This window comes from Pedobacter steynii (assembly GCF_001721645.1).
Taxonomy (GTDB): domain Bacteria; phylum Bacteroidota; class Bacteroidia; order Sphingobacteriales; family Sphingobacteriaceae; genus Pedobacter; species Pedobacter steynii_A.
Window position 1 is genome coordinate 6,484,125 of record NZ_CP017141.1, and the last position, 26,517, is coordinate 6,510,641.

A 26,517-nucleotide genomic window follows, 5' to 3' on the forward strand; every position below is an offset into this window, starting at 1 on the left:
TTCCAAAATTAAGTTTGAATCCTGAATTCAAAGTAGTGCAAAAACGACATATTCAGGGGGCGAATCAGACAATTGTATCTACCTGTTTCCTGGTATTTTTAGGTTCATTGTTTCAGGGTATAAAAAAAATACTCATTTTTAGGCATATGATGAGAGCATTATACACCTGCTGCATCCTACTGGCCATTGGCCTGTGCAGCAAAGCCCAGCTGCCCATGAATGAGCCTGAATATGCGGACAGCCTGACCAAACAACTAAAATTAAAAGCAACAGATAGTGCCAAAGCAAGGACCAATTTCCTATTGAGTCAGTATTGGTCTTATCTGGATTTTAAAAAGTCTAAACAATTCCTGGACGAAGGAAAGAAACTGAGCAAAAGCAACGTGATGCTGAATGCCATTTCCTATTTTTTTGAAGGAAACCTATATTTTGACGATGAACCTGCAAAAGCAGAAAAGGCTTTTCTTACTGTTGAACGGCTGCTGAATAAAGTCAACACAAAGGAAAGTTATTATTTCCGCGCCAAAGCATTAAGTAATTATGCGACATTGCAGGAGGGGAAAGACGATTATAAAACTGCCATAGACATTTTGTTAAACCAGGTAATTCCTTTGGCCGAGAAGAATGGCAATCCCACTGCCCTTGCCGGATACTACCAGAATCTGGGTTCGTTTTTTCAAACCAATAGACAATTTGAAAAAGCAGAAACTTATTACCTGAAGACCATAGAAACATTAAAAAACGGGCCAGCTAAATCTGTAACAAGATTAAAAGCATATGTCAGTGCGGCCAACCTTTATTGCTTCATGAAAAAATTCCCACAGGCAAAAAACATGCTGGACAAGGCCAGACCTTTCGTAGCCAACCTGAAGAACACAAAAGTGGTAGTGGATTATTACGCTGCTGAGGGGCTTTACAGTTGGTTTGGGGCAAGGCAATTCGACAAAGCACTGGTCAGTTTTGACAAGGGTTTAGCACTTGCAAAAAAAATCAATTATGACTATGCCATCCCTTCCCTCACCTTCTCAAAATACGATGTATACAGCAATCAGAAAAATTTTGCTAAAGCACTTGCCACCCTCAATGAGCTGACCAGATCCAAGCTGTTTATGGGTTGGACAGAAAACAGGATTTCCATCTATAACGAGTATGCAAATACATATGCCGGCATGGGCAAAATGTCGGAGGCTTATGCCTGGTCCAGGAAACACAGTAAACTAAATGACAGTCTAAATAAAGCTGAGGTAAAAAAATACATCAATGACCTGGAGATCAAGTTTAAAACTACCGAAAATCAAAAGAAAATAACCCGCCTGGAAGCAGAAAAGAAAGAAGTAGCCCTTACGGCAAAAAATGCCCGGTTAAACAACTGGTTATTGGGTTCCATCAGTACCTCGCTGCTGATTGTCACCGCCTTTGTGATCTTCTATTACCGGAACACCAAGAAATTATCCAGACAAAAGGAAATTAACCACAAGCAGCAACTAAAAGAGATGGAGCAGCAACAAAGACTGGTAACGGTAAAAGCCATGCTGGAAGGAGAGGAAAAAGAACGCAGCAGGATGGCGAGAGATTTACATGATGGTCTCGGCGGATTACTTACCGGAGTGAGGCTTAATCTTTCCAATCTGGTGGCAGGCCCGGGTATAAAAGACAAGGAAGCTGGCCCCCATCCATTAATTGCGCAGGTGGATGCTTCCATCCACGAATTGCGTAACATCGCCCATAACATTATGCCACAGGCGCTGCAGAATTACGGACTTGAAGCGGCAATAAGAGACTTGTGTCATTCTATGATGAGCAGCGATCTTCCAATCCGGTTCCACACGCTTGGCATGGAAAACAACCTGTCCCTATCAGTAAAAATGACCATATACAGGATTATTCAGGAAGCCCTTAGTAACGCCATCCGTCATGCCGGAGCGAATTTTATTATCGTTCAATGCAGTCAAAATCAGGGTGTATTGTTCATTACCATAGAGGATGATGGCGTTGGTTTTAGTCCTGAGACACTAAAAAACAAAAATGGGATAGGTTTGAGTAACATCAGGAACAGAGTTGAATTCTTAAAAGGGGAAATCGAAATCAGCTCTGCTCCAAATGAAGGGACCACCATAAATATTGAATTGGTAGTGGATTAGATTAAAGAAGTTGCGGAAAAAGGTGCAGATGGGTGCTCGCTCCCTGGTGGTTTACATCCATCTTCAGTACCTCCTTAAACCTGGCCCGCGCCTCCTCAGCACGTCCCAGACCAAGATGGCCTAAACCGATCAGATATTGGCAATGGATGTGATTTTTCAAATGGAGGTCCTGATCAAATACCAGTAAATCCGGAAGGGAAACCGCAAAGTAATCGATCCTGATCTTATCGTCAAGGTGTAACTCAGCAAATCGGATAAAGCGCTCAAAGATCACTTTTGCCTTTTCCTGTTCCTCTAGCTTTAGCCAGGCCAGGCCCTGGTAAAAGATTTTATCCGGTTGTGGATCATTATAAAATATAGCCTGTACCGGTTCATCCGGCCCAGTAGTTGCCATCAGAAACTGTTCTCTTGCCTGATCTGTCCATCCCATTTTTTCGTAAATGCAGCCACGCAAATAGTGGATATCATTTTCCTGTGCACCATATAATTTCCCTTCACCAAGATGATGCGGATATTCCACTGTAGCCGAAAGCAATTCCAGTGCAAGCTCATATGCGCCTTCCCTCAGCGCCTTTACTGCCAATCCAATATGACAAAGCAGATACTGTCCTACTACCTTTCCTTCTCCCCCTTCCCAGGGATGAAACTGCTTCACTGCAATACATGCCCTGGCCTCCTGATAACGGTTCAGCTGATTCAACAACGTCACCTGCTCCAGGTACAAATCATCGCGATCGTTGACCAGTTCCGGATATTTTTCAAAAAACGCCAGGCGATGCTCCGGTGTGTATCCCATTTTTTTATACAACTGATCCAGTTCCATAAATACCCTTGCATCCGTCTTATCCAGGCTAAAAGCTTTTTCAAGTGCTTTCAATGCACGGTCAGACTCATTCAAATGATTCTGATAGGCCAGAGATAGATTTCGATGTGCCGTTGGAAAAGATGGATCTGAAGACACAGAATTTTCCCAGCATGCTACTGCTTCAGTAAACTGTTGTTTGTCGAACCAGAAATTCCCCAGATAATAATGCGCTTTAGCATCCCCTGGATTTAACGTGATGGCGGAGGATAAAACCTTTACATCCTCAATCCGGTGCGGGAAACACAAATCAGGTATCGCCTGTTCCCCTTCAAGAAAACATGACCTTGCTGCCTGCCCGTCTTCAATCTGCAGGTAACACCAGCCCATATAGTAATACACCATTGGATATACTGCGCCTTCCTGTTCCCCGGTATAAACCAATAAAAATGCAATCGCTTCTTTGTATAATCCTGCATGAGCATAATCCAGCGCACATTCTATGTAATTATGGACATCCTGTCTCATCAGCTGCACAAAATGGTTCAGTGCTTGCCCGGCGACGGCACCCTCAGCTGTCTCCAGATGGATGACATATTTTTCATAAAGGCATCCGAAATTGAAAGGATCAATCAGTAAAGACTCTTCAATAACCTGCATCGCCTCTTTAACCCGGTTCATTTTATGAAGAACAGCTGCTTTAAGGTGACGTACCGAATGCGCCTGTCCATTCCTTTGCAGCGATTTATTCAGCAGGTATAAAGCATCCTCAAAATCTCCTTTTTCTGAGGCAATCCGCGCCAGTGCAAAAAAACCGGCATCCTGCCAGGCGGCATTCCAGGTCGCTTTATAAATTGCTTCATAAGCTTCCTCCGATTTCCCCTGCATCTTTAAGGACCAGCCCAGGTTATAATAAGGCTCCCCATCATAAGGATTCGGATTCCGGCTGGTTAAGGTCTTTATTGCAGTCCGGAAAAAGGGCTCAGCTTTGGTAAACTGTCCGCGTCTCATATACCATAACCCCATCGCGTTATTACATCGGGCATCTCCCGGCTCGCGTCTGAGTGCTTCCAGGTAATAATCCCTTGCCGCGTAAGTTGCGTGACGGTATTGCTCAATATGCAAACCATTCAGGTATAATTCTTCTACGGAGCTGATCTCTTCCGGATCCTTCGCTGCAGTTGCTGCTGCAGGAATTTCTTTGTTGGTTTGCTCTTCCTGTTCATAGTCGATCAGGAGCTTACCATCGGCCCTTTCTACGCGCACACTGATATTTTCCTGACATACGTTACCCTCCAGCTGAATATTCTTCTCAAATATAGCCGAGGGCGAAAGGTCAAATACACTGCTATCAACAAGCGCTTCATTTACAAACAACTTAATTATTGCTCCTGGAAAAGCCGAGGTGGCATAGACCTTTATCCCTACCTGATCTCCATTCGGTTCCACATTCAGCATCGCCTCTTTACTGGCATTTTTAACTGCCCCTACTTTTGCGTAAGGCATAAAATACTGCTCAAATGTTTTCTCTTCATTGGGCTGTAACCAGGAAAAATCCGGTTGATTATCCGTAAATACGCCCGTCATCAGCTCAATGTATGGCCCGTCTTCATCGGTCAGGTTTCTATCCCAGGATTGTCCGAAATCACCATTTCCCCAGGTCCATTGTTTTTTTCCCGGTGCGATATGGTGATTTGCCACGTGCAGCATTCCCGCCTCGGTATCATGTTCGTAGCCACCAATAAAATTATACTGAGAGCGGATGGCCATATAAGAAGTGGGTACCGGAATATTTTTATACCTGGAGATATCCGTTCCCGGTGCATAGTCCTTTTTATAATAGGTTCCTGTAGCGATCGGAAAATCCGAGACATCCCGTTTTCCATGATCAAAGACAGCATAGACATCGGGCGGAAAAACAGATTGATAGTGGTCATTCACCTTTACCGCAGGGTTTGCCCACCACAAAAATGTCTGAGGAAAAGGAGTACGGTTATATATCTTGCCTTTAACCTCCAGATATGCCTTATCAGGATAAAGGGTAAAACCAGCCATTCCTTTTGTTCTGCACATCAGCTCCAGCTCATTTACCCAAACCGTTTTGCTGCCGTCGGCATATTCTTCTATCGTAAAATCCACTGGATCAAATGTACTTGGACGATGGTGTTGTGGCCAGTTAAATTCGATTCCTCCGGAAATCCAGGGTCCGGTTAAGCCCACCAGTGCAGGTTTGATCACCTGATTATAATAGATAAAATCACGGTTTCGTACTTTATCAAAAGCCCTTTGAATACGGCCGCCCAGTTCAGGGAGCACCATAATCCTGAGAAATTCATTTTCTATATATACTGCTGTGTATTCCTTATCGGTCTTTTCATCTGATATTTTTTCGATTACCGGATTTGGATAGACTGCCCCGGTACTTCCCTGGTAAACTCTTTTCTCCAGAAAAATCGGATTCTTCTCAGGTTTGCCTGTTTCGTAAGTGGGGATGATCACTTTCTCCACCCATGCTTTTACTTCCATAATATTGCTTCTTGATAGATATGTTATAGGTTAATGAGGGGTAAATACGGACTCCAGTTCTTCCAGTGTTTTGCCTTTGGTCTCTTTGACTTTGGCCCTTATAAACAAGAAGCCCAGCACACAAATCCCCGAATAGATATAAAAAGTATGGTGCATTCCAATCCATTTCGCTAGCACCGGGAAGGTAAAGGTCAGGATAAAATAGGCCGACCATAAGCACAGGACGGCGATGGAAGAGGCTGCCCCTCTGACGTGATTGGGGAAGATTTCCGAGATCAATACCCAGGTTACTGGCCCGAGAGAAATGGCATAAGTGCCTATTGCTGCCAGCAGAAACATGCCCACCAATGCAGACTGAATGGCCAGCAGCTGAGCAATTACGACATATAGTATGGCCAGTGCCAACGCACCAAACAGCATCAAAGGCCTCCGTCCGATCTTGTCGACCAGAAACATCGCCAGGATGGTGAAAAACAGGTTAACCCCTCCTATGAAAACGGTTTGCAACAACTGGTCATCCTTCGAAGCCCCAATACTTGCAAAAATATTTGAAGGGTAATTGAAGACCACATTAATGCCGCATAACTGCTGAAAAACCGCTAGGACAATACCGATCATTACCGCCGGAAATACCGCTTTTTCAAATACCGCTTTATAGCTGACTTGTTGGTTTCCTTTTAAAGAAAGCTTAATCAGGTCCATGGAACTGCTGGAAAATTCTGGCCCGCCGATTTTCTCCAGCACCGCCCGTCCCTTCTGTTCTTTTCCGACCTTAAGTAACCATCTTGGACTTTCCGGCAACCAGATGACCCCTATAATGAACAATGCTGAAGGAACAGCTCCCAGACCAAACATCCACCTCCAGGCATCAGGCCCGCTATTCCGAAGAGAATAATTAATCAGGTTGGTAATCAATATTCCCAGTACGATGGTGAGTTGGTTGATGCTGACCATTCTGCCCCGGTATTGTGCCGGAGAGACTTCTGCAATATACATGGGCGACAATAGGGAGGCCATTCCTACCCCGATTCCCGCTATAAAACGCGCCGTAATAAAAACACCCAGACCAGAGGCAAAAGCCATGGCCAGCGAAGAAACCCCGAAAATAAGTGCGGCCAGAAACAACCCTGGTCTGCGGCCATATTTATCAGCTACCCGGCCAGCTGCCAAACAGCCGATAATCGCGCCAAGGGCAAGCGACCCGGTCGCAAAACCCTCCCAGTATTCATTTAATCCAAACTGATCTCGCAAAAAGGGCAATGCACCGGAGATGACGGCAAAGTCAAAACCAAAGAGGTATCCCCCAAGTGCAGAGATAAAAGAGATAGACAAAAGATACGAAGTTTTAAAATGCTGCATTTTCAGGTTTAATTTGGTTAAATCAAATTTGAGCTTATCCCAGTGACAGAACAATAGAGATATTTACGAAAGTAATGGACTATATTACGGAATAATCTATATAAATTCACGCCAACAGAAGCCACAATATGGAGAACATGAGCACTGATATTAAGAAAGAAGAAGGGTTTGATGGCCAGAAAGCCATTGTATTGCCAAGACCGATCCTGATAAAAAACTGTGTTCCAAACCCATTGTTATCCGGAATTTACATCACAGACATCGGTTTCTATCCGAAGGCGAAGTTCCATTACCGGGAACGCGATCATGGCATAGATCAATACATTCTGATTTATTGTACTGATGGAAAAGGTGAAGTGAAGATTGAAGGGCTTTCCTATACCCTAAATTCGGGAAATTTCATCGTCATTCCTGCGGAAAAATCACATTCCTATGCTTCGGACCGGAACAATCCATGGACCATTTATTGGGCACATTTTAAGGGCCATCTGGTAAAGTCCCTGATCGGACTGCTGGTTAAACGGCAAAAAGGTTATAAAGGTTCTGTCCAGTTCAACGAATCCAGGATAAAGCTTTTTGACGACATCTATTTAAACCTGGAAAGCGGTTATAGCAGAGATAACCTCTATTATGTGAATATGAGCTTCTCCCATTTCCTGTCGTCCTTTATTTTTGATGAGAAATTCAACTACTCTTCTAAAAAAAGCAGTGTAAACCCCATTGATATTTCAATAGAATTTATGCAGAAAAACCTGCATACCACCTTTACACTGAATGCAATTGCCAAATCTGCCAACTTATCACCCTCTCATTTTTCTGCCCTCTTTAAAGAGCAAACCGGCTTTGCCCCCATCAAATACTTCAACCATATTAAAATACAGAAAGCCTGTCAGTATCTGCAATTTACGGAGCTCCGGATTAAGGAGATTGCTGCAACACTGGGTATAGATGACCAGTATTACTTTTCAAGAATGTTTTCTAAAATAATGGGCGTTTCCCCACAAGACTATAAGCTCCGCAGAGAAACACTGCGCGAAAATAAATCTTTATAAAACAGGTTTATTTACTTTCCACAAATACCAGCTCGTCAATCATCGCATTGCTTCCGGCAAGAGATTCCATACGAACCTTTACTTTTCCATCATTGGTATCCTCCCTCATCACGAATAGCTTCACCCATTTACCTTCTTTATCCAGTTTACCTGTCGTAAACTCCCTCCCTTCAATCCATATTTTAACATCTCTGCCCTCATTGTTCCAATCTGCAAAATGAATAAATAACTCACCGATTACCCCTTGAGGAGGATTGATCTCCAGTTCCATTTTCTTACCATACCAGGCCGCTTTATTGTCCCAGCGCCAGGTGCCCTCGGCCCCCTTAAGTTCATAGCTGGTATTGCGCTTCAGAACTGCTGTACTTTCCGTCGCTTTGGCGTACAGTAAAGCATCTGCGAAGGCGGCCGGAACAGGGATTTTACTTTCCGCCTGTTTGATAAATGGGAAGCTTTTTTTCAGCAGAACGGGATCTACTTCTGTATCCGGATTAAAGTCTTTTGTATGGATATAATTTAAGAGGCTGTACCTGAATTGTCTGGCGACAGGGTTTTTAGCAGATTGTACATCATAACCACAAATCAGCAGCTTTCCTTTCCCAACCTTACACTCAATCAGGGCACCTAACTTTTCATTGAGATGAAAATCACTGATCGGCTGAGCCATAGGCTGGATGTTTTGCGGCCATCCTGCCAGTCTGAATGCCCTGCCTCCTTTGCTAATCGATTCCCATTGCCAATCTGTCCAGGAATCTGTAGGAAAATCACGGTATACAGGATGTTTATCATTGATATAGGCTCCCAGCGTCGTATTTTCCTGACCTGGGAAAAATACATTAGACCAAAACAAAGGACTGAAAAATACGGGTCTGAAGTTTTCTGTGTTTCCCAGTTTTGCGGCATAAAGCAACACTGTTTTTCCATTTTGTAAAGCGTCCAGTGTCTTTTCATCAAGCACATCAGTTTCTATGACCTGTGCAGAGGATGGTACATCGGTATGATCCGGATAGATCCACAGGTCCCATTCATTGCGGTATTCCGTTCCTGGTAAGCTGAGCAGCAACCGGGCTTTTGTTGCTTTCTTCACTTTCCCTAAAGCCACATTTAGGGTACCGATCTGTTTTACTTCTCCTCTTTTAACGATCCCTGCTTCCAGCACTCCGGTTCCTAAAAGGTCCTCATTATCTGTCCGGATTTCCCACTTTACCTTGTTCATCAGATCGGCACTTCCATAATTGGCCAGCTCCAGTGTTGCATGAAATGCTTCCCTGTTTTCCCAGGCGAACTTTTCGAATCTTGCCAAAGGAACCACTGCATTATTATATTGTTTAAAATACTCCGGAGAGGTGCTGCCTTTATCCTCATAAAACACATCCAGCCAGCCAACCAGTGCTTCTCCCTGGCCCTGATAATCCTGCATGCTCAGCATTTGAAAACCTGCACAGGAAGGAGTACGGTAAAAGTTCTCAATTAAACTCTTGTATAATACCCTTTGCAATGCCCCACTAGATTTATGAAACACTTCATCCTGCTTTTCCAGGCCATTGGCAATGGCCGAAGCCCGGCAGACTTCCAGGTTTCGCGCCTTCAGGACTCCTGTGTATTTATTGATTTCGGACCATAAAGGGTATACCGGAAACTGCCCTACTTCATGAGCAAGAATTGGAATATTGCTTCTGGAATAATTCTTCTCCAGGTCGTAATCCGTACGTGCTCCCTGCAAACCATAAGTACCGCCAACATTCGGAATGTTATGGGTAGCAGAAAAATCATCCACCGGCATAATTTTTCTTGCTGTAGATACTGCGTACAACCTCCTGTTGTCTGTTGTTTTTAGCTTTTTTATCCATTCCTGCATCACCTCAAAATCAGAATTCCCCAGCTCATTTCCGATACACAGCATAGCAAAGGAAGGGTGATTCCCGTAAGCATCCAGCATACGCTGCATTTCCTCCTGCACAAACTGATCGGCAGAGGGATTTTTCCCGAGACCTTTAGGCAATCCCTGGGTCAGCATATCCGGACGGTCTTTAGGTGGCTCGGTCATCCACCAGTCGATCCAGATGGTTTCTGCCTGGATATAAATTCCCAGCTTATCTGCCGCTTCAAATGCAGCTTCCGGAGGGCACCAGGAGTGAAAACGAACATGGTTAAGGCCATAAGATTTATAGATCTTAAAGATCCTTTCCCATTCTTTTACATCACAGGAAGGATATCCTGTAAGTGGAAAATGAACACAGTCGAGATTTCCCCGCATAAATACCGGGGCATTATTAATCAGGACCTTTGAAGCAGAATGACCGATGCTCCGAAAGCCAAAATCGATCTTCGTTTTATTCTTATTTTGCAATTCAGCTATGATGCGATAACGGTTGGGGGAAAACTCATCCCATAGCTTTAACGGGAAATTTAACTGCAAATGATGTGTTTGATTTTCTGCGGCAGACAATGCCAGCGATTTACTGAATACCTTTTTGTTCGTTTGCAAATCCAGAATAGTATAGGTGATTCTGGTTGCTATAGGGTTTTCCAGTTTCATCTTCAGCTCCAGTGTCTTTTTCCCTGCATCAGGAAAAACCTGCAAATTGCTCAGTCGACTGCGCTCTTTTGCCCTCAGTTCCATCTTTCCCACAACGCCATTCCAGATGCTTTGGGTATATTCTGTATATACATGGCCCTTATCTCCGATATTGTAAATCATTCCATTATCAATGCGCAAGGTCAGCAGGTGTTTTCCCGGTTTTAATTTACCCAGTGAATGCAGATGTGGTACGGCCAGTGCATCCCTCGTGGTTAAAGCTTTGCCGTTTACCCATACTTTCGATTCCCACATGACCCTTTCCAAAAACAGCTCCACCTCCTTTCCCTTCCAGGCAAGGGGGATATTGATTTCTCTGCTGTACCATGCTTTTCCGAGATATTTATAAGCCCTTGAGAGAATACCGTAATCGGCCCCTTCTGTTTTGGTTCCTTTTTTACCTTCATCCGTAGAACCGGGTAATGAGATCTGCTCTTTAAAATTCTGCTGATACCACTGTTCTTTTTCTCCCTTACCGGCAGGATCAAGTTGAAAATTCCAGGAACCTGCCAGCGACAATTGTTCCTGTGAAAAAGCTTGTTGTAAGGTTAAAACAAAAAGAAGAAGGACAGTAAAGCATCTCATAAATTGAACTTTAAAATGGCAAAAAAACAGATCATCTGATCAGGTACAAACTTAAATGAACTGAGCCTATTCCGAATGGATATTATATCGTTAATGATGGATTATTTTATGGGATGCCATAGTTTTTCCCCCTATAAAGTTTGATTTGTCACCCCTACCGGGGTTTCCATCCTTTTACCTTTATTAGAATTGATAACCAAATTAAACCCTGTTATGAAAAGTAAAATCATCCTATTGGTATTAGGCAGCAGCATACTTGCCCATACTTCCTGTAAAAAATCAACGCTTACACAAGATTCTCAATTGAAATCCAACACCCTTCTTGTTAATCAGCTTAGTCCAGGCTACAGCCCCAACCTGATCATGACTGAGCAGGGATTTCAGGATATTTTAAACGATATCTCCAATACTCCGGCTGCACTGCAACTGATCAGCAATACGGTAACTAATCCTGCAAAGGCAGCATTAAGCGTTGCCCCGAGTCCGGTAAGTAGTTTAACCGACAGCCAGACCTCTGCCAAAGTCAAAGCAGATGGAGACCGGATTTATAAAACTGCGCTTCAATCATTTCTGTTTCAAAACTCGGATAGTTCCGGTATCTATAGAGATAAAGCCAGAGACATTCTCCTGGCCTGGGTCAATGCAAACAACATCGCAACCACCCATACCCCTAATGAAAGTATCTACCAGGGCTTCTATGAAGGCTATTCTCTGATCAGGGCATTTATTGATACGGACAGTAAAACTGCGATAGACAATTGGTTCAAAAAGAAATATATTGTCTTCAAAAATACAGCTTCCCGTGCAAACAACTGGGAAACGATCAGAGGCTGGCTGATGCTGAATATTGGCTATATATTGAATGATCCGGCGTACATAACGGAGAGCAAGAATATAATCTATACTCATTTTGACAAAGATACCCGCGTAGACGGAGCAAGTGTAGATTTTCTGGGAAGGGATGCATTTGCCTATCATGCCTATAATCTGGCATTTATTGGCCGGATCCTAAGAATTATCGCCATCCACAATGGCCGCATAGAGAGTTCAGGCCTGATCTACAAAAGGGTAACAAAATGGAATTCCGAGGTTACTGGCGGCACTATTGCCGAGCAAATCAAATTCTGGACACCTTATATTGTGGATCCTGCCAACAATGTCCATCTTGAATTTGTAAACACAGAATGGGCACCAGACAAAACCAGATCAGACTATAACAAGCCTTACAATGCTGCAGGAACCTATTATGCTTTGGATCAAATGGTATATGCCATGAAAAATCAAATCAATGCCATCTATAGTATAGCGGCTCCAAACAGAACAAAGTACAATAGTGGCCTGGATTATTACCTGAATTCATTCGGTTTTACTCCGGAGGAACTTTCCGGCACACAGGTTTACTTATATGCGGATGAGAATTACCTAAAATTAGGAAAAGCTTTGAGCCCCGGAAATTACACGATGACACAACTGCAGGCTTTAGGCATTACCAATGATGCCATCTCTAGTGTAGGTGTACCCGATGGGATGAAAATCACACTTTACGAGCACAACAACTTCACAGGAGCAAGCATTAGCCTGACTAAGCATACCCCAATCCTGAGCGCAGTAAGCTTTAATGATAAGGCTTCTTCAATTAAGGTAGAAAAGCTATAATTACTTCGTAACTTTGGAAGAAAAATATTTACATGGCAGTATTACATAGAAAAGAAGAGAAAATTGAAATGGTGCTGAGTAAGCTTCCAAAAGATTATACAGACAAGCAATTTGTGGACACCTTTATTCAGCTTTATTCTTTGGATTGGGGGAAGATAAAAGCTAATTACATTAAGCAATCTCAGGATAAAGAGCCAGGTGCAATCATTACCATGCCGAAACCTGAACTTTATTTAAAAAGCATTTTAGAGACCTACCTTGAAAATTTGAAAAGTACTAAAGGCGGTAAATAATAAAAATTCCGGTACAATATCAGTTGTTGTACCGGAATAAATTGCTTAAATATCAGACTCCTCTCCTCCATATCAGCGTTTGAACCTTCAAATGATACTGATATTTTGGCCTGACTATGGCCACATGTAACCTAATGGAAGAACAAAATCAGTCTTTTTAGCGCCTAATCAGTCGAATAAGGCGGTTTTACAATATTTTTAAAAATAAATCAATCTTAGTTTGGAAAATCAAACAGGATTTGTACTTTTGCGCCGGAGAGTTGGCAGAGTGGTCGATTGCGGCAGTCTTGAAAACTGTTGACTTGTCAAAGGGTCCGCGGGTTCGAATCCCCCACTCTCCGCCAGATGGTCATCAAAACCATGCAAAAAGCCTGGAATCGTAAGATTTCAGGCTTTTTGTTTTTATCGGGTATCAAAACTCTCATAAGATTGGTGAGTAAATTCTAGACAAGAGTCACCAAGAATTTAACACAATCCTTATAATAATCGTATTGAAAGAATGATCATCTTGACTCTTAATCATTAAAGGTATACTAGTGTTTTTACAATAGGCTCCTTATTAAGGAAAGCATCCATTTGGAAAAAAGCGGACGTTAGTTCATTGGCTTTCAATTCCAATTTCTGAATCGATGATCCCGAAAGATAACAAGCCATTTCCAAAAAAGCATTTCTAGCCCTCAATTCAGAAACCTCTTCGACAAACTCTTCCTGATCATAGGATAAAATTTCATCCGCAAGTAACGATGTTAACAATCCATCTGTAGCGTTAGCGCCATCTACAAATAAATCAGCCCAAGGTAAAGTGTCATTTACTGCTTCGGTTAAGCTCCCGCCGTTTAAAAGGCGGAAAGAATATTCAAATATATTAGCCTGTTCGTTGTCCAAACCGTAAAACACCCCTGGGTAAATTCCCCAATCTTCATCACAAACCAACAATGTGATATGGTATTCATTAGAATAAGGGATGCTATCAATCTCTATGTACAGGGACAATTGTTTCTTTTTTAAAAGCTGATTAGTTTGTTCTCTTGATGTAAGTAATTGCCAAAGCTTGTATTGAAATTTATTTTTAAACAAGACAATACTTTCGAGCATCATACGACTGCTATTTATCAATATGTTTTTCTTAGCAATTTTAATCTTAAAGGATTTCTCCGTTAAAATAGCTGTTGCATGATTGATTTCTTGCCAATAGGCAATATTATTAATTTTGTCATAGATGACAACGATCACTGGCATGGAATGATTCAACCAGTATTCTAAATGCTTTTTTGAGCCACGAAAAACAAAATGATCATCTTTTGATTCTTTAAAATAGCTCTCTCCGGACTTGATTTGGACACCAAATAATTTTCCAGTTGGAATTGAGTCTATCCTATCTTTCGTTATTTCGACAAAGGCGTCAATGCCAAAATCATTTATTGGTTGCTCTCTAAAAATCCATTTCAGATTTTCAGAGAAAATTTTAGCAACTGAATATACTCCGAGTCTTTCTTCGTTATTATATCTCATTATAAGGTCGTCTCATGATTAAAATTAAATCTGTAATTTAGTAACACAGCATTAGAGGCTAAAATGAAAATAACATTAGTTAGTGATTCAGTGAGTCACAAATAACAAACCTCTTTGAATCCATATTAAAGCGTAATTCCAACCCATGGTACCCCCTCCAAATACTCGATAAAATCATACAGATGCCTGTAACCACAAGATCTGAAGTTTTTCAGTTTTTTAATCATTCCTATAGTAATAATTAAAAATGATTCCTCTATTAATTATTCTTTAAGCCCAGGTCCGTGTTTTATTCACACTTTTTATATAGGTTCGTATATATCCAATCCAGATTATGACAACTAAAGATCAAATTACGATTTATCAAACTAAAGACGGAAATACTTCTATTCAAGTTAAACTGGAAAATGATAGTATTTGGCTAAACCAACATCAACTCGCTGAACTTTTCAAAACAGACAGAACTTCATTAGCTAAACACATCCGAAATATATATAAAGCTGGAGAATTAGACGAGATATCAACCTGTGCAAAATTTGCACAAGTTCAAACAGAAGGTTCAAGAACTATAAGAAGAGAGATAATTCACTACAATCTGGATCTTATCATTTCTGTTGGCTATAGAATAAATTCAAAACTAGGCACCCAATTCCGCATTTGGGCTAATAAAATTCTGAAGGAATATCTTATAAAAGGCTATTCTTTAAATGAGATAAGATTAAGAGAACAGAATGACCAGTTAAAATCCTTGAAGAACACCGTAGGATTATTAAGTAATATACTAGAAAACAGGCCGCTAAATTCTGACGAAGCCTCCGGATTATTGAGAGTCGTAACGGATTACGCATACGCACTTGATATTCTTGACAAATATGACCATCAGCAGTTAGCTATTGAAGGAACAACAGCTCTAGAGCTATTTGTCATAAACTACAACGAAGCAAAACAAGCTATATATGATCTCAAAGATAAGTTCGGGGGCAGTTCATTATTTGGAAATGAAAAAGATGAATCTTTTAAAAGCTCAATTTCCACAATATATCAAACATTTGCTGGTATAGACTTGTACCCGAGTGTTGAAGAAAAAGCTGCTAATCTTTTGTACTTTGTAGTTAAAAACCACTCCTTTTCAGATGGAAATAAACGAATAGCTGCCTATCTTTTTGTGTGGTTCTTAGACAAAAACAATATTCTTTATAGAACGGATGGTTCTAAACGAATCGCTGACAATGCATTAGTGGCATTAACACTAATGATCGCAGAAAGTAAGTCGGATGAAAAAGAGATGATGGTAAAGGTGGTTGTTAACTTAATTAACATTAAAAATTAAGTTATAAAAGCATCTAAGGGCCTGCGCTTTTCGTCAGTACCGAGGCAGTAATCGACCCAAGTCTTAGCATGAATAAGAATTTAATATCTAAATTAGTGACATAGCATTTGCAGCTATGAAAAGAAAACAAAATCGGTGAGTGATTCGGTGACGCCAATCACAAACCTATCCGACACCATATTAAAGCGAGATTTTTACCTGGGGTACAATTCCCCCACTCTCCGCCAGATGGTCATAAAACCATACAAAAAGCCTGGAATCGTAAGATTTCAGGCTTTCTGTTTTAATTGAAAGTCAAAACACACCGACATTCCTTATAAATCGCTGAATCATTCAGCGAGTAGTTGAAAGTAAATTAAAACGCCAGGCTCAAAAAATATTAATCCAAAAAAATGGTGTTCTTAGCAATTGCAATTATCACGATTGCGTGAAGTATAAGCAGATATTTCTTCCAAACGCTTTATTGACCCCGGAAAATGAAACAACCTATGTCAGGCCGCTTGAATTCAGAGCAGGATATCTTATGCGAAAAAATGAACAAGATGAATAAATAGTGGTTTCATTGCATAATTATGGTCAATTTCAATGTATACACCAAAACAAGCCTTTTTTTTATTGACAGTTACGTATCTATAGTTTGAGAGTAAAACCACCTCACTATACAATAAATCTATTTTATATTATCTTTAAACTCTCAGTTTTTAAACGAAATTTTAAATTATATGCAAAAAACATCAATTAATTGCTCTCCTTTATTGTTATGTGCCTCATTTATGCTTGCTATGCTCGTTGGATGTAAAAAAGACAATATTGTACCAGAACCAAAACCAACTGTACTTTCTATGAACGAGTTATACAAAAGCGCCATACTGGATGCAATGGTAGCTGATAGTGCAGAAATAATTGACACCTTATGGGCCTTAACACCTGAAAACACTGCTCTGAAATGGAAAACAATTAAGGGTAAGCCACATGTTTTGCTGGCTAGTTTTATGCGTTATCCTTCCAGCTATCCTGTTGGTGATTCAATTACTACTTCATGGGGCGAATCGTGGTTATTCATTCCACAACAAATGAAAGCACGCATCGGTTCTTCCTTCTCTGCGACAAGTGATACAACAATGCGTATCTGCCAGCTATTGGGCCTACCCCCTGCTAATGAACGAAGTAATACGCATATCGCCGAGGTTTGGGTAAACCCAGAACGTTTGTATCGACCAGCAGGTAGCCGGGTGATCACAACTAAAACAACTGGTGCAGCGCTAAACAATAGCAATCCTGAAGATTTCACCTCATGGTTTAATAACTATATTGTTTTTGCCTATTATCGAACATTATCAACTACATCTGATTACCATTACCCTTGGACGCGTCTAGGTTATACATATGATTGGGCCCCTGATAAAAATGAGGTGGGACTGAGCGAATACGTTTTACAGTCCAATTCAGGCGCTTGGGTGGAAAGTGTATCAAAAGTGAGCAACTATTTTTAAAGTATTCGCCATCAACTAAAATCAATATTTCAGGCTGTCTGATACGCGGTTAAGCTATTCTATAGCTAAATAAGAGGGACTAGCTTTGCAGAATTCCTTAGAATTCTTACCTTCGCAGTGGATAGCTGGCAGAGTGGTCGAATGCGGCAGTCTTGAAAACTGTTGACTGTAATAGGTCCGGGGGTTCGAATCCCTCGCTCTCCGCTAGAAGGTATCAAAGACCAAGAAAATCCTGCTAATCGTATGAATAGCAGGATTTTTACTTATTTCGAAATCATAGTTTTAAGGGAGCCGTAAAAAAGGGTAAGCGGGAATTCCATTACTTCAAAAAAGCCGTATGCCTTTTAGCAGTCCTATTGTTTACTACTCCGTTGGCCTGCCTGCTGGGGAGTTAAAACATGTACATCTTTATCAGCTATATTTAATAACATAAACAAAAATCACCTTACCTTCAAACTGATCACTATTTTATAAAAATCAGATCACATTTCGACTCCGTAAATTTTATTAATTATTAAAAATACAACCGACAACTGCAGGGAATCCAGGGCAACAAAAACAGAGAAATATAACGTTATAAAAGAGGTATTCCGGAATATTAACTTCAATGTAATTTATCACAATATTGTTTTTACGGAATATTGGGATCAATGGTTGTGAAAGGACTGAAAATGGCGGTTACCGTTGTAGTATGGATAGCTGGCCAGTTACTGTTAAGCCTCTCAAAGCGGGAGGATTTATATTCTTATCTAATAAAGTTCATTTCGACGATTATCATTATTCCATAGTATTGATTAAAGTAGATAAAAATGGCCAGATAAATTAAGTAATTATCTTTTTTTGTTTCTTTGCGTCATGTTTAAACAAATGTTTGCCGCCCTGCTAATCATCTTTTCTGTTAGTCTTCAGGCGCAGGAGCGCCCCGCGGCCTATGCCGTAGATAAAGAACTTAACCTCTGGAATAAAAACATCAATGATACTGCCTGCGTCTTCGCAGATATCGCTTATATACGAGATTATCCTGGTTTAAACGGAGCGTTATTGGATTCCTTGAACGCCGGGACGAAAGTTATAATCAAAAGCGAAGCTTATAACAATACCTTAATCAAAGATTTTCACGCACCATGGCATAAGGTCGAATATACTATTGGGAAGCAAAAGCGGTCTGGATTTATCTGGCTGGGGTTGCTCGCTCTTGGAACAAATACGGACAAGGAAGGCAAGCTATGGATGTATGGTTTCAACAAATACCTGAACCGGTCAAATGATGAGGCACACCTCTCCCTATGTGAAATTAAGGTTTTAGATGCTTCTAGCCACCTTATTGGCCGAACGTCTATTTTAATCACAAAGGGAGACCGACCTTCAACCAGTGGAAAAATCATGGACAACATGGGCTTAGCAGGCTTACAATCCATTTACCGGATCGGCTTTTTTAGTGAATCCTGTGGCGTACCAACGGACCACTATTATCTTGGATGGACCGGATCGGAATTTCTACCCCTGCCGGGAAAGACCAATGTTAGTGATGCTGGCGTTTCTTATTATGAAGAAAAGTTGCTGTTCCCTTCCGAGCACGGCCTTGACCCTTCCTTAATTATTAAAGACATCATCGAAGGAGAAGTAATAGACCCCGACCAGAAGGAACTAACTTATAAAGAAAGTAAAAAACGTGTGAAATACATCTGGAATGGTAAAATCGCCAGCGAAATCATAGAGATGAAATAGCTGTTTTTAACCTGTAAAATGGCTTTTCTATCAAATTCCATGATAATATAGCGACAAGCAATGTACATATCGCATAAATAATGAAACAGCTTCCCGGCGAAACAATAATCTTGAAAAAGATCTCAATTCCTTTTTCGTTGTTCTTGAAAAAGGAAGGAAAATGATGCTCCAGGCTGTCATAAAATTTATCAAATAACTTCCAGAATACGATAGGAACAAGAAGGTGATACAGGTAAATTCCATAGCTGATCTTCCCGATAAAGAGTACGATCCTGTGTTCAAGAAATCTCCCGAAGGAAGCTTTGTAGCCCAGGATTGCCCCTTCAATTAATTTCATAGAGATAATTGAAAACACCAGCGCCCCTACCACAAACGAAAAATAAAAGGATTGCAGAAGAACGATCATCAATGCCAAAGGGATCGCTACATAAAGCGCGATATTAAAACCCTTGCTGATTGCCCCCCTTTTTTCAACTGGTAGGGTATATTTATAAGCAAGCAGTCCTCCGATAGCAAAAGGATCTAAACAATAATGGGTAAGTATTACCTGAGGGATTGTTTCAAAAGGCTGATAAGTAAACAACCTGAGCACAACACTGCAGATCAGCATAAGTAAAAATGTTCTGAGCAAATACCTGTGCGGAACAAATAGAATGACAAATGGCCAAATGAAATAAAACTGTTCTTCCACAGCGAGTGTCCATATATGTGACGTTACAGGTGACCAGATCTGATCATGAAACATTTGGTAATTGATCAGATAGGAAAAGTACATATCCGCATTCTTTCTAACCTCAATACCGATAACCGGCATAAGGGCAACAACCAAAAGAAAAAAGTAATAAGCAGGAAATATACGGATCACACGCCGTAAAAGAAATACACTCATGACTTTGTATTTCGAAATCCCCTTACTTACACTCTTCTCTTTGGCAAAGAATAATATTTTAGTAATCAGATAGCTGCTCAGTACAAAGAAAAAATTGATAAACCCACCAAAGAAATAGCTGATCTTTAATTCTGAAATATAGGGCATCCAATGATAAGTGACTACAGCTAAAACTGCAAAAAAACGAAGCCCGTCCAGCTGAGGATTGTATTTAATGACCTGAGTTGAAACCTGCTGATATTCACTAACCATAATGGCTAAATTAATAAAATATTCGCAAGGTTTCCTAAAAATAGTCCACATCCCTTTCTGATTTCTAATTCAGAATCAGCATTAACTCAGTTTTAAATTACTCTTTGTAAGCAGATATACTTTCATCGCTGTATTTCGTTTCTTTCTCTTCCGGCAACTCCAGCCTGATCTCTATCTGGTTTTCTTTTCTATGGCTAACAGGTATAGGTATTCCCCCTCCCAGGCTAATTCCCAGCATGGCCAGACTAAGGTTTTGCTACAGGTTTTTTATCATAAAAATTCACCTGCTTTCCCTTTAGTCCCTTACCAGCCAGGACTAACTCAGTTTGGAATTTTTGCTGTTGCACAGAGAAGAAAGCCTGATTTCCAGATAATGCAAAAAAACTGATCAATAAAAAGACGATCATCAAAAAACCTGAATGCACATTTTTCATCCGGACAAACCTTTGACATTCCATACTGAATCAAAGTTAATACTTTTATATTCAACCACCTGCATTCATCTTTCCTGTTCCATCCTGTCATGATCAGGCTCATGTAGCCCGATTGTGCCAGAATATTGCAATGGCACGGCCTGATTTTTGATAACCTATAAAAAATTAAGTATTTATAGACATGCCAGATACTACCGCTTTATTACAAGCATTTAGAGAAAATAATTTCGAACAAGCCAAACTCCTTTTAGAAAACGATAAGAACCTGGCTTCCGGGCTGGAGGAATTTCATCGCGATCAGATCTTTACGAAGGTGATTAATGAGAAGGTTTTTGATCTCATCCCGGTATTGATTGATCAAAAGATAATCGAAACAGATATCTATGAATATGATTCTTTTAAAAAATCTATATTCAAAAACATTGTCATGTATCTTAAAGACGATGAAATATCTGTCAGATTTCTGGATGATCTTCTTGCAAAACTGGACAATATAAAAGATGAAGTAGCAGATCAGACTTTATTGAGTTATGCAATGGAGGAGGGCGCTGATTTATGGATCATCAAAAAATTGATAGCTGCAGGCCTGGATGTACATTATAAAAACAATTCCGACCTGAGCCTGCTGCACGAGGCAGTCAGGAACAACCGCATTAAAGGAGAAAAATCCCTTGCCTATGTTGACCTCCTTATTGAAGAAGGCCTTGACGTAAATGCGTTGAATGTGGTCAACGAAACTCCTTTATTCTATGCCATCGATTATAATAAACCTGATTTAATTGACCTGCTGCTTCAAAACGGTGCAGATCCAAACCACAGAGACAATTCCGGGGAATCTGCTTTTTTTCAGGCAGTTGTACACAAAGGAGACTTCAAGCTCTATCAGAAACTGCAAGAATACGCCAGTCCTGAATTTGATGAGCCGAATAAAGACGGGGTCACACTGTTATTTGATTTTATCAGACGGATACATCGCATTGATCAGGACACCATTGCATTTTTGAAGAAACTAATCGGAGATGGTGCAGATGTACAACAACCGGCAATCTGGTATGGCAATGGAAAAACACCATTGGAGGAAGCCGTAGAAAAGAAGTTTGAAGTACTCCTTGCCATTATTGACCTGGATATCATCGACATCAATGCCACAGACGAAGATGGAAATACACTGCTGCACAAAGTATGTGCATTCAATGTCAACTATGATAAGGAAGTTGCAAAAGATACCTATAGAAAAGCAAAACTACTGATCGAAAAAGGTGCAGACGTTAACCTCATAAACAGTAAAGAGCAAACAGCATTGATGCTTGCTTCTGATGATAACTTAAAATCAAAAACAGTAGAGTTGTTACTTACCCATCAAAACGCCTAAATAGAAAAGAATGTCCATGTCATTTATAATTGCCTGCGAAGCCGGCAAGAGAAAAATTGCAGAAATACTGCTTAAAAACAACGAAGTAGAGGTCAGCTATACCGACGAGAAAGGACGAACGGCTTTACATTACGCTGCTCATCAGGGCTATCTCGACATTGTAAAATCATTGATCGAAGCCGGAGCTGAGTTAGACTATGAAGACCACAACGGGGAGACTCCTCTTTTCTTTGCCTGCCTGCAGAAGCAAAAGCAAACGGCTTTATATCTATTGGAAAACGGGGCAAAGGCCGATATCAACGACCATCAGGGAAATAGTCTCCTGCATCTGACAGCAAAGACCGCTCAGATTGAAGTATTAAACGAACTCTTGCAGAAAGGCCTTGAAGTTGATTTACAAAACAACCAGGCAGAGACCCCATTATTGGTGGCTGCCTGCTTCAGAAATAAAGAAATTGTACAGAAGCTGATTGATGCTGGTGCCGACACCAATACCACAGATAAGGTTGGTAACAGTCCGCTTCTCTTTGCGGTTGGCGCGAAAACAAATGCAATTATTGAATTGCTGTTAGACAATTCTGCAGACATCAATCATGCTAATCATGCTGGGGAAACTGCGCTTTTACTGGCCTGTTATCAAAATAACAATATGCTGATCAAGATCCTGGTTCAACGTGGAGCAGACCTGAAAGTATCTTCTAAAAACGGATTGTCACCGATATGGTATGCCTGCAGCCATAATCAAAAAGAAATTGTCAGTTTGTTTTTGGAAAATGGGATAGATGTGAATTACAGCAAACCGTTATCCGGTGATGATGAGTCTATGAATTCGTATCTCGACTGGATCGAAAACGCTACCAATATCTCCTTAGACAGCAGTTTCAGTTTAGATAGCAGCTACAATTATGGTGGAGAAACTTTACTTCATGTAGCAGTAAAGAAAGGTCATCTTAGCCTGGCTAAGCTGTTGATAGAAAATGGAGCGTCAATTAACATTGCTGATGAAAGTGGAAATACCCCGCTACATTACGCTGCTGCCGATGGTAAAAAAGACATCGTCAAATACTTACTGGAAAACCAGGCAGATCCATCTGTAGTGAACGTAAAAGAACAGAAAGCAATCGATTATTCCAATATTAAAGGATTTAATGAAATTACAGAACTACTGCTGAAATTTAGCCCTAAGGACACCGTATCGGCTAATGTTCCTGCAGAAAAGCCTGTTGCATCAAATGAAAAAGCTCCGGAGAACCAAATGGCCTTAAAAAAACAGGCACTCCTGGACCTTAAAGAATTAATGGATGCCGGAATTTTAAGTCAGGAAGAGTTCGATCTGGAAAAACAAAAAGTCCTGAAGGGGTAAAAAACTCGATAAATAAAAAAAGAGGTGCCGGAGAAAAAACCAGCACCTCTTTTTATTTCAGAACATTTCAGTTCTTTAAACCCCTTCCATTCCGTATTGTTTCAGTACATCAGCAGGTACTCCTTCCCATTTATTTGGAACATTCCCTACATAACCAATGTCTTTCACACCAATCTCGCTGGTAAAAAAGCCGGATGCGGTCAGGTTTCTCATCAGGTTAAAGAAAGCTACCCCCTGCTCCATGCCCGGCTTTGCTTTCTTCGGATAGGCAATCTGATCGATCATTTCTATTTTCTGTTCGTAAGAAGCATCTTTAAAAGATTTCTCAAAGCGGTTCAGGCATTGCAGATCCAGCCATCTTAATCCTCCCCTCATAGGAGTTTGATGCTCAGGCATATCTTTCACGATAAACTCAATAAAATCAGGCACTTTTGCATCAGATGCACTTCCTGACTTCCCATCTTTAGGAATGATGATATCTGCAAGCAGTGTAATCGTTGCCATTTCATGAGCAGTGAAGAATTTTTCGGCTTTCAGTTTTTTATCTCTTTCTACTTCCCACTCTTCTCTTCCGGCTTCTGATGCTGCTCCTTCCGGATTTTCCAATGCTTTCTTATCTTCACCTGGTTTACAGGCATCCAATAATACTGCAGTACTAACAGCGGTTAGTCCTAAGACTTTCAGTGAATCACGTCTGTTCATAATTTCTTTGTTTTAAACAGATTAAATATTTTGTTTTTTCTTTTGCTCCAGGATGTACTCCGCAGTTCTCATAGAAAGGGCAAGAATTGTCCAGGTTGCATTTTTATCTCCTTGTTGTACAAAAGGTGCAGCATCTACTACAAACAGGTTTTTACACTCATGTGCCTGACACCATTTATTCAGCGCTGATTTTCTCGGGTCATCTCCCATCCTGATGGTACCTACCTCATGGATGATTTTCCCTGGTGCCTCCAGACCATAATTGGTCTCAGGTCCCGGAATATCAGAGGTAATAATGGCGCCCATTGCATGCATCATCGATTGAAATGTTTCCTGCATGTGTTTTGCCTGTTTGATTTCTTCGTCAGCCCATTTATAGTTGAATCTCAATACCGGAATACCGTATTTATCAACCACTTTAGGATCAATTTCGCAATAATTGCTTTCTCTTGCAATAGCAGTTCCCCTACCGGCCATTCCTACGGATGTTCCATAGAAACGTCTGTAATCGTCCTTTAAAGAAGCACCATAACCTCCGGCTTCCTTCATTTTGCCGTCTCTGCCAGGAACCATACCGTTTAGTTTGGCAGTACCGCCACCAAATCCATAGGCTGGCATTCCCATACCACCCCAATACTCGATATGATATCCTCTTGGGAAATCAAGCTTTTTATTATCCAGCCACCATGGGGAATAGATATGAACACTGCCCACTCCATCTTCATTATAGCGTTTACGGTCCATTAACTGTGGCAGGAATCCACCCAGACTTGCACCTGTAGAATCATGTAAATATTTACCTACAATACCGCTGCCATTGGCCAGTCCGCCGGGATGTGCAGCTGATTTGGAATTCAACAGGATCCGTGCAGATTCACATGCACTCGCACCAAGGATGACTGTTTTAGCATTCACCTGGTACTCTTGTCCGTCTTTTTTATTGATGTAAGATACACCGGTAGCCAATCCATTTTTGTCCGTCAGCACCTCTCTTACCATTGCATTGGTAATTACCGTTAGGTTTCCTGTTTTCACAGCCGGGATAACCAGGCAGGAAGAAGAAGAAAAGTCTCCGTAAACTTTACAGCTACGGCCACATTGCCCGCAATAAAAGCAGGGAGCACGGTCTTTATTTCCAGGTAATGCTTCTGTTAAAACAGAGCCTCTTCCAGGGATAACTTTTACTCCGGTCTTTTGTCCGGCCTTTTTAATAAACAACTCCGTAAGTCTTGGTTTTGGAGGAGGAAGGAAAATACCATCGGGTTCATTTTCGATCCCTTCGACACTTCCATAAACACCAATAAGGCGGTCTACCTTATCATAAAAAGGTTTTAGCTCATCATACGTAATAGGCCAGTCGTCGGTTAGTCCATCCTTACATTTGAAATCCAGAGGACCCATTCTAAGCGAAATTCTACCCCAGTGATTGGTTCTTCCTCCAAGCATTCTTGACCTGAACCAGGCAAACTCGGTTCCGGATTTTTGGGTATAAGGTTCTCCATCTAATTCCCAACCTCCATACGAGGCATCAAAATCTCCAAAGGGTCTTGTGGTTGATGCACCGCGTCGGGGAGATTCCCATGGCCATTTTAGCTGTTGTGCGTCGATACGTGGGTCAAAATAAGCACCAGCTTCCAGCATCAGCACTTTTTGCCCGGCATTGGCCAATACATATCCGGCCATACCTCCGCCCGCTCCTGATCCTACGATAACAACATCGTAGACGGCAGACGATTTCTTGATTTGAAATTCACTCATATAGTTGGTTGAATGGTTGATGATCTAATATTAATAAAAATATGACTAAATATGCAAATAGCTAAATCAAGAATGATTCTTAATAAGCAAAATCACATTTATGTAAGCAAAAAAATACAGTCATCTTTTTTCGAATATCGCTTTTACAGCTCAGGAAGACGACTTTTTAACCTGGTCTGGAATAGGTTTAGATTTAGGAGTTACCTTGGCAGAGACTTTTCTTTTTACCAATGGTTTCTGTGTCGACTTTTCTTTCTGGAGATCTTCTGCAGCATCTATAGAATGAGATTTATGAATATCATCTTCTGCTTCAGAGATATCAGATATCTTTTGATAATACTTATGAAGTACATCAAGCTCCGATTCTGTCAGGTCTTCAATATCAACCATCCGGTTACTGGCATGTCTGCTTGCAGCAATCAGCTCATTTAATTTGAGTTGAATCGCTTTAGAATCCTTATTCTGACTTTTCTGAATCAGAAAGACCATCAGAAAAGTAATAATGGTAGTCCCCGTATTGATCACCAGCTGCCAGGTATCAGAATAATTAAATATAGGCCCTGAAATAATCCAGGCCAGTACAATAAAAAAAGCAACCCCAAAAGCCACAGGACTTCCTGTCCAGGTAGTGATTTTAGTAGATATCTGTTCAAAAAAATTATCGGCATTCTTTTTCATAGGATAAAAGTTTA

Annotated in this window: 18 protein-coding genes and 2 tRNA genes; 11 read left to right on the top strand and 9 right to left on the bottom strand. The window is 40.9% G+C overall.

The window, feature by feature from the left end:
- Positions 1-146 precede the first annotated feature (146 nt).
- Complete coding sequence (locus tag BFS30_RS26925) at positions 147-2,141, top strand: tetratricopeptide repeat-containing sensor histidine kinase (RefSeq protein WP_157263072.1); 1,995 nt, start codon at positions 147-149, stop codon at positions 2,139-2,141.
- Position 2,142: 1 nt separating this feature from the next.
- Here BFS30_RS26925 and BFS30_RS26930 read toward each other — a convergent pair whose 3' ends face one another.
- Together BFS30_RS26930 and BFS30_RS26935 are read right to left on the bottom strand one after the other, a co-directional pair.
- Positions 2,143-5,469 carry a DUF5107 domain-containing protein gene (locus tag BFS30_RS26930; RefSeq protein ID WP_069382133.1) on the bottom strand — a complete coding sequence of 1,109 codons (3,327 nt, stop codon included), beginning with the start codon at positions 5,467-5,469 and terminating at the stop codon, positions 2,143-2,145.
- 30 nt (positions 5,470-5,499) lie between these two features.
- Complete coding sequence (locus BFS30_RS26935) at positions 5,500-6,828, bottom strand: sugar porter family MFS transporter (protein WP_069382699.1); 1,329 nt, start codon at positions 6,826-6,828, stop codon at positions 5,500-5,502.
- Between the two features lie 137 nt (positions 6,829-6,965).
- Between BFS30_RS26935 and BFS30_RS26940 the strand changes: the two genes are divergently transcribed.
- Positions 6,966-7,880 carry an AraC family transcriptional regulator gene (locus BFS30_RS26940; RefSeq protein ID WP_069382700.1) on the top strand — a complete coding sequence of 305 codons (915 nt, stop codon included), beginning with the start codon at positions 6,966-6,968 and terminating at the stop codon, positions 7,878-7,880.
- 7 nt (positions 7,881-7,887) lie between these two features.
- Here the strand turns inward: BFS30_RS26940 and BFS30_RS26945 are convergent, their stop codons facing one another.
- A complete protein-coding gene (locus BFS30_RS26945; protein WP_069382134.1) occupies positions 7,888-11,043 on the bottom strand; it encodes a glycoside hydrolase family 2 in 3,156 nt (1,051 codons plus the stop codon).
- A gap of 213 nt (positions 11,044-11,256) precedes the next feature.
- On the opposite strand from BFS30_RS26945, the gene BFS30_RS26950 reads away from it, so the two are divergent.
- From BFS30_RS26950 to BFS30_RS26960, 3 genes are all read left to right on the top strand, one after another.
- The gene (locus tag BFS30_RS26950; protein ID WP_069382135.1) at positions 11,257-12,699 is read left to right on the top strand and encodes an alginate lyase family protein; all 1,443 of its coding nucleotides are present in this window, start codon (positions 11,257-11,259) and stop codon (positions 12,697-12,699) included.
- A gap of 32 nt (positions 12,700-12,731) precedes the next feature.
- On the top strand, positions 12,732-12,992 hold the full coding sequence (locus tag BFS30_RS26955) for a hypothetical protein (RefSeq protein WP_069382136.1): 261 nt from the start codon (positions 12,732-12,734) through the stop codon (positions 12,990-12,992).
- 254 nt (positions 12,993-13,246) lie between these two features.
- Positions 13,247-13,336 (top strand) — tRNA-Ser (locus BFS30_RS26960).
- A gap of 178 nt (positions 13,337-13,514) precedes the next feature.
- Here BFS30_RS26960 and BFS30_RS26965 read toward each other — a convergent pair.
- The gene (locus BFS30_RS26965) at positions 13,515-14,504 is read right to left on the bottom strand and encodes a DUF4365 domain-containing protein (RefSeq protein WP_069382137.1); all 990 of its coding nucleotides are present in this window, start codon (positions 14,502-14,504) and stop codon (positions 13,515-13,517) included.
- A 334-nt stretch (positions 14,505-14,838) separates the two neighbouring features.
- Here BFS30_RS26965 and rhuM point away from each other — a divergent pair, with 334 nt between their 5' ends.
- From rhuM to BFS30_RS26985, 4 genes are all read left to right on the top strand, one after another.
- Positions 14,839-15,834, top strand: coding sequence for a RhuM family protein (gene rhuM, locus BFS30_RS26970; RefSeq protein WP_069382138.1), 996 nt, complete (start codon positions 14,839-14,841; stop codon positions 15,832-15,834).
- 722 nt (positions 15,835-16,556) lie between these two features.
- Complete coding sequence (locus BFS30_RS26975) at positions 16,557-17,327, top strand: hypothetical protein (protein ID WP_069382139.1); 771 nt, start codon at positions 16,557-16,559, stop codon at positions 17,325-17,327.
- A gap of 119 nt (positions 17,328-17,446) precedes the next feature.
- Positions 17,447-17,531, top strand: a tRNA-Ser gene (locus BFS30_RS26980).
- 651 nt (positions 17,532-18,182) lie between these two features.
- Positions 18,183-19,055: a hypothetical protein gene (locus BFS30_RS26985; RefSeq protein WP_069382140.1), complete on the top strand. Its 873-nt coding sequence runs from the start codon at positions 18,183-18,185 to the stop codon at positions 19,053-19,055.
- Here the strand turns inward: BFS30_RS26985 and BFS30_RS26990 are convergent.
- The gene (locus tag BFS30_RS26990; protein WP_069382141.1) at positions 19,039-20,196 is read right to left on the bottom strand and encodes an acyltransferase family protein; all 1,158 of its coding nucleotides are present in this window, start codon (positions 20,194-20,196) and stop codon (positions 19,039-19,041) included. The two genes, BFS30_RS26985 and BFS30_RS26990, sit on opposite strands and share 17 nt — an antisense overlap.
- A gap of 97 nt (positions 20,197-20,293) precedes the next feature.
- Complete coding sequence (locus BFS30_RS27900; RefSeq protein ID WP_157263073.1) at positions 20,294-20,434, bottom strand: hypothetical protein; 141 nt, start codon at positions 20,432-20,434, stop codon at positions 20,294-20,296.
- A 377-nt stretch (positions 20,435-20,811) separates the two neighbouring features.
- On the opposite strand from BFS30_RS27900, the gene BFS30_RS27000 reads away from it, so the two are divergent.
- On the top strand, positions 20,812-22,002 hold the full coding sequence (locus tag BFS30_RS27000; protein WP_069382143.1) for an ankyrin repeat domain-containing protein: 1,191 nt from the start codon (positions 20,812-20,814) through the stop codon (positions 22,000-22,002).
- A 16-nt stretch (positions 22,003-22,018) separates the two neighbouring features.
- On the top strand, positions 22,019-23,365 hold the full coding sequence (locus BFS30_RS27005; RefSeq protein ID WP_237028676.1) for an ankyrin repeat domain-containing protein: 1,347 nt from the start codon (positions 22,019-22,021) through the stop codon (positions 23,363-23,365).
- A gap of 75 nt (positions 23,366-23,440) precedes the next feature.
- Here the strand turns inward: BFS30_RS27005 and BFS30_RS27010 are convergent, their stop codons facing one another.
- The 3 genes from BFS30_RS27010 to BFS30_RS27020 form a co-directional block, all read right to left on the bottom strand.
- Positions 23,441-24,067 (bottom strand): gluconate 2-dehydrogenase subunit 3 family protein, encoded by a 627-nt coding sequence (locus BFS30_RS27010; protein ID WP_069382145.1) that lies wholly within the window; start codon positions 24,065-24,067, stop codon positions 23,441-23,443.
- 21 nt (positions 24,068-24,088) lie between these two features.
- A complete protein-coding gene (locus BFS30_RS27015) occupies positions 24,089-25,825 on the bottom strand; it encodes a GMC family oxidoreductase (protein ID WP_069382146.1) in 1,737 nt (578 codons plus the stop codon).
- 150 nt (positions 25,826-25,975) lie between these two features.
- The gene (locus BFS30_RS27020; RefSeq protein ID WP_069382147.1) at positions 25,976-26,503 is read right to left on the bottom strand and encodes a low affinity iron permease family protein; all 528 of its coding nucleotides are present in this window, start codon (positions 26,501-26,503) and stop codon (positions 25,976-25,978) included.
- Between the last annotated feature and the right edge of the window lie 14 nt (positions 26,504-26,517).

Bases quoted from the DNA above. Each gene is read 5' to 3' on its own strand.
- BFS30_RS27010 (WP_069382145.1), bottom strand. From the start codon at position 24,067: ATGAACAGACGTGATTCACTGAAAGTCTTAGGACTAACCGCTGTTAGT.
- BFS30_RS26940 (WP_069382700.1), top strand. From the start codon at position 6,966: ATGAGCACTGATATTAAGAAAGAAGAAGGGTTTGATGGCCAGAAAGCC.
- BFS30_RS27900 (WP_157263073.1), bottom strand. From the start codon at position 20,434: ATGCTGGGAATTAGCCTGGGAGGGGGAATACCTATACCTGTTAGCCAT.
- BFS30_RS26985 (WP_069382140.1), top strand. From the start codon at position 18,183: ATGTTTAAACAAATGTTTGCCGCCCTGCTAATCATCTTTTCTGTTAGT.
- BFS30_RS27005 (WP_237028676.1), top strand. From the start codon at position 22,019: ATGTCATTTATAATTGCCTGCGAAGCCGGCAAGAGAAAAATTGCAGAA.
- BFS30_RS26955 (WP_069382136.1), top strand. From the start codon at position 12,732: ATGGCAGTATTACATAGAAAAGAAGAGAAAATTGAAATGGTGCTGAGT.
- BFS30_RS26930 (WP_069382133.1), bottom strand. From the start codon at position 5,469: ATGGAAGTAAAAGCATGGGTGGAGAAAGTGATCATCCCCACTTACGAA.
- BFS30_RS27020 (WP_069382147.1), bottom strand. From the start codon at position 26,503: ATGAAAAAGAATGCCGATAATTTTTTTGAACAGATATCTACTAAAATC.
- BFS30_RS27015 (WP_069382146.1), bottom strand. From the start codon at position 25,825: ATGAGTGAATTTCAAATCAAGAAATCGTCTGCCGTCTACGATGTTGTT.
- BFS30_RS26925 (WP_157263072.1), top strand. From the start codon at position 147: ATGATGAGAGCATTATACACCTGCTGCATCCTACTGGCCATTGGCCTG.
- BFS30_RS27000 (WP_069382143.1), top strand. From the start codon at position 20,812: ATGCCAGATACTACCGCTTTATTACAAGCATTTAGAGAAAATAATTTC.
- BFS30_RS26950 (WP_069382135.1), top strand. From the start codon at position 11,257: ATGAAAAGTAAAATCATCCTATTGGTATTAGGCAGCAGCATACTTGCC.
- rhuM (WP_069382138.1), top strand. From the start codon at position 14,839: ATGACAACTAAAGATCAAATTACGATTTATCAAACTAAAGACGGAAAT.
- BFS30_RS26965 (WP_069382137.1), bottom strand. From the start codon at position 14,504: ATGAGATATAATAACGAAGAAAGACTCGGAGTATATTCAGTTGCTAAA.
- BFS30_RS26990 (WP_069382141.1), bottom strand. From the start codon at position 20,196: ATGGTTAGTGAATATCAGCAGGTTTCAACTCAGGTCATTAAATACAAT.
- BFS30_RS26935 (WP_069382699.1), bottom strand. From the start codon at position 6,828: ATGCAGCATTTTAAAACTTCGTATCTTTTGTCTATCTCTTTTATCTCT.
- BFS30_RS26975 (WP_069382139.1), top strand. From the start codon at position 16,557: ATGCAAAAAACATCAATTAATTGCTCTCCTTTATTGTTATGTGCCTCA.
- BFS30_RS26945 (WP_069382134.1), bottom strand. From the start codon at position 11,043: ATGAGATGCTTTACTGTCCTTCTTCTTTTTGTTTTAACCTTACAACAA.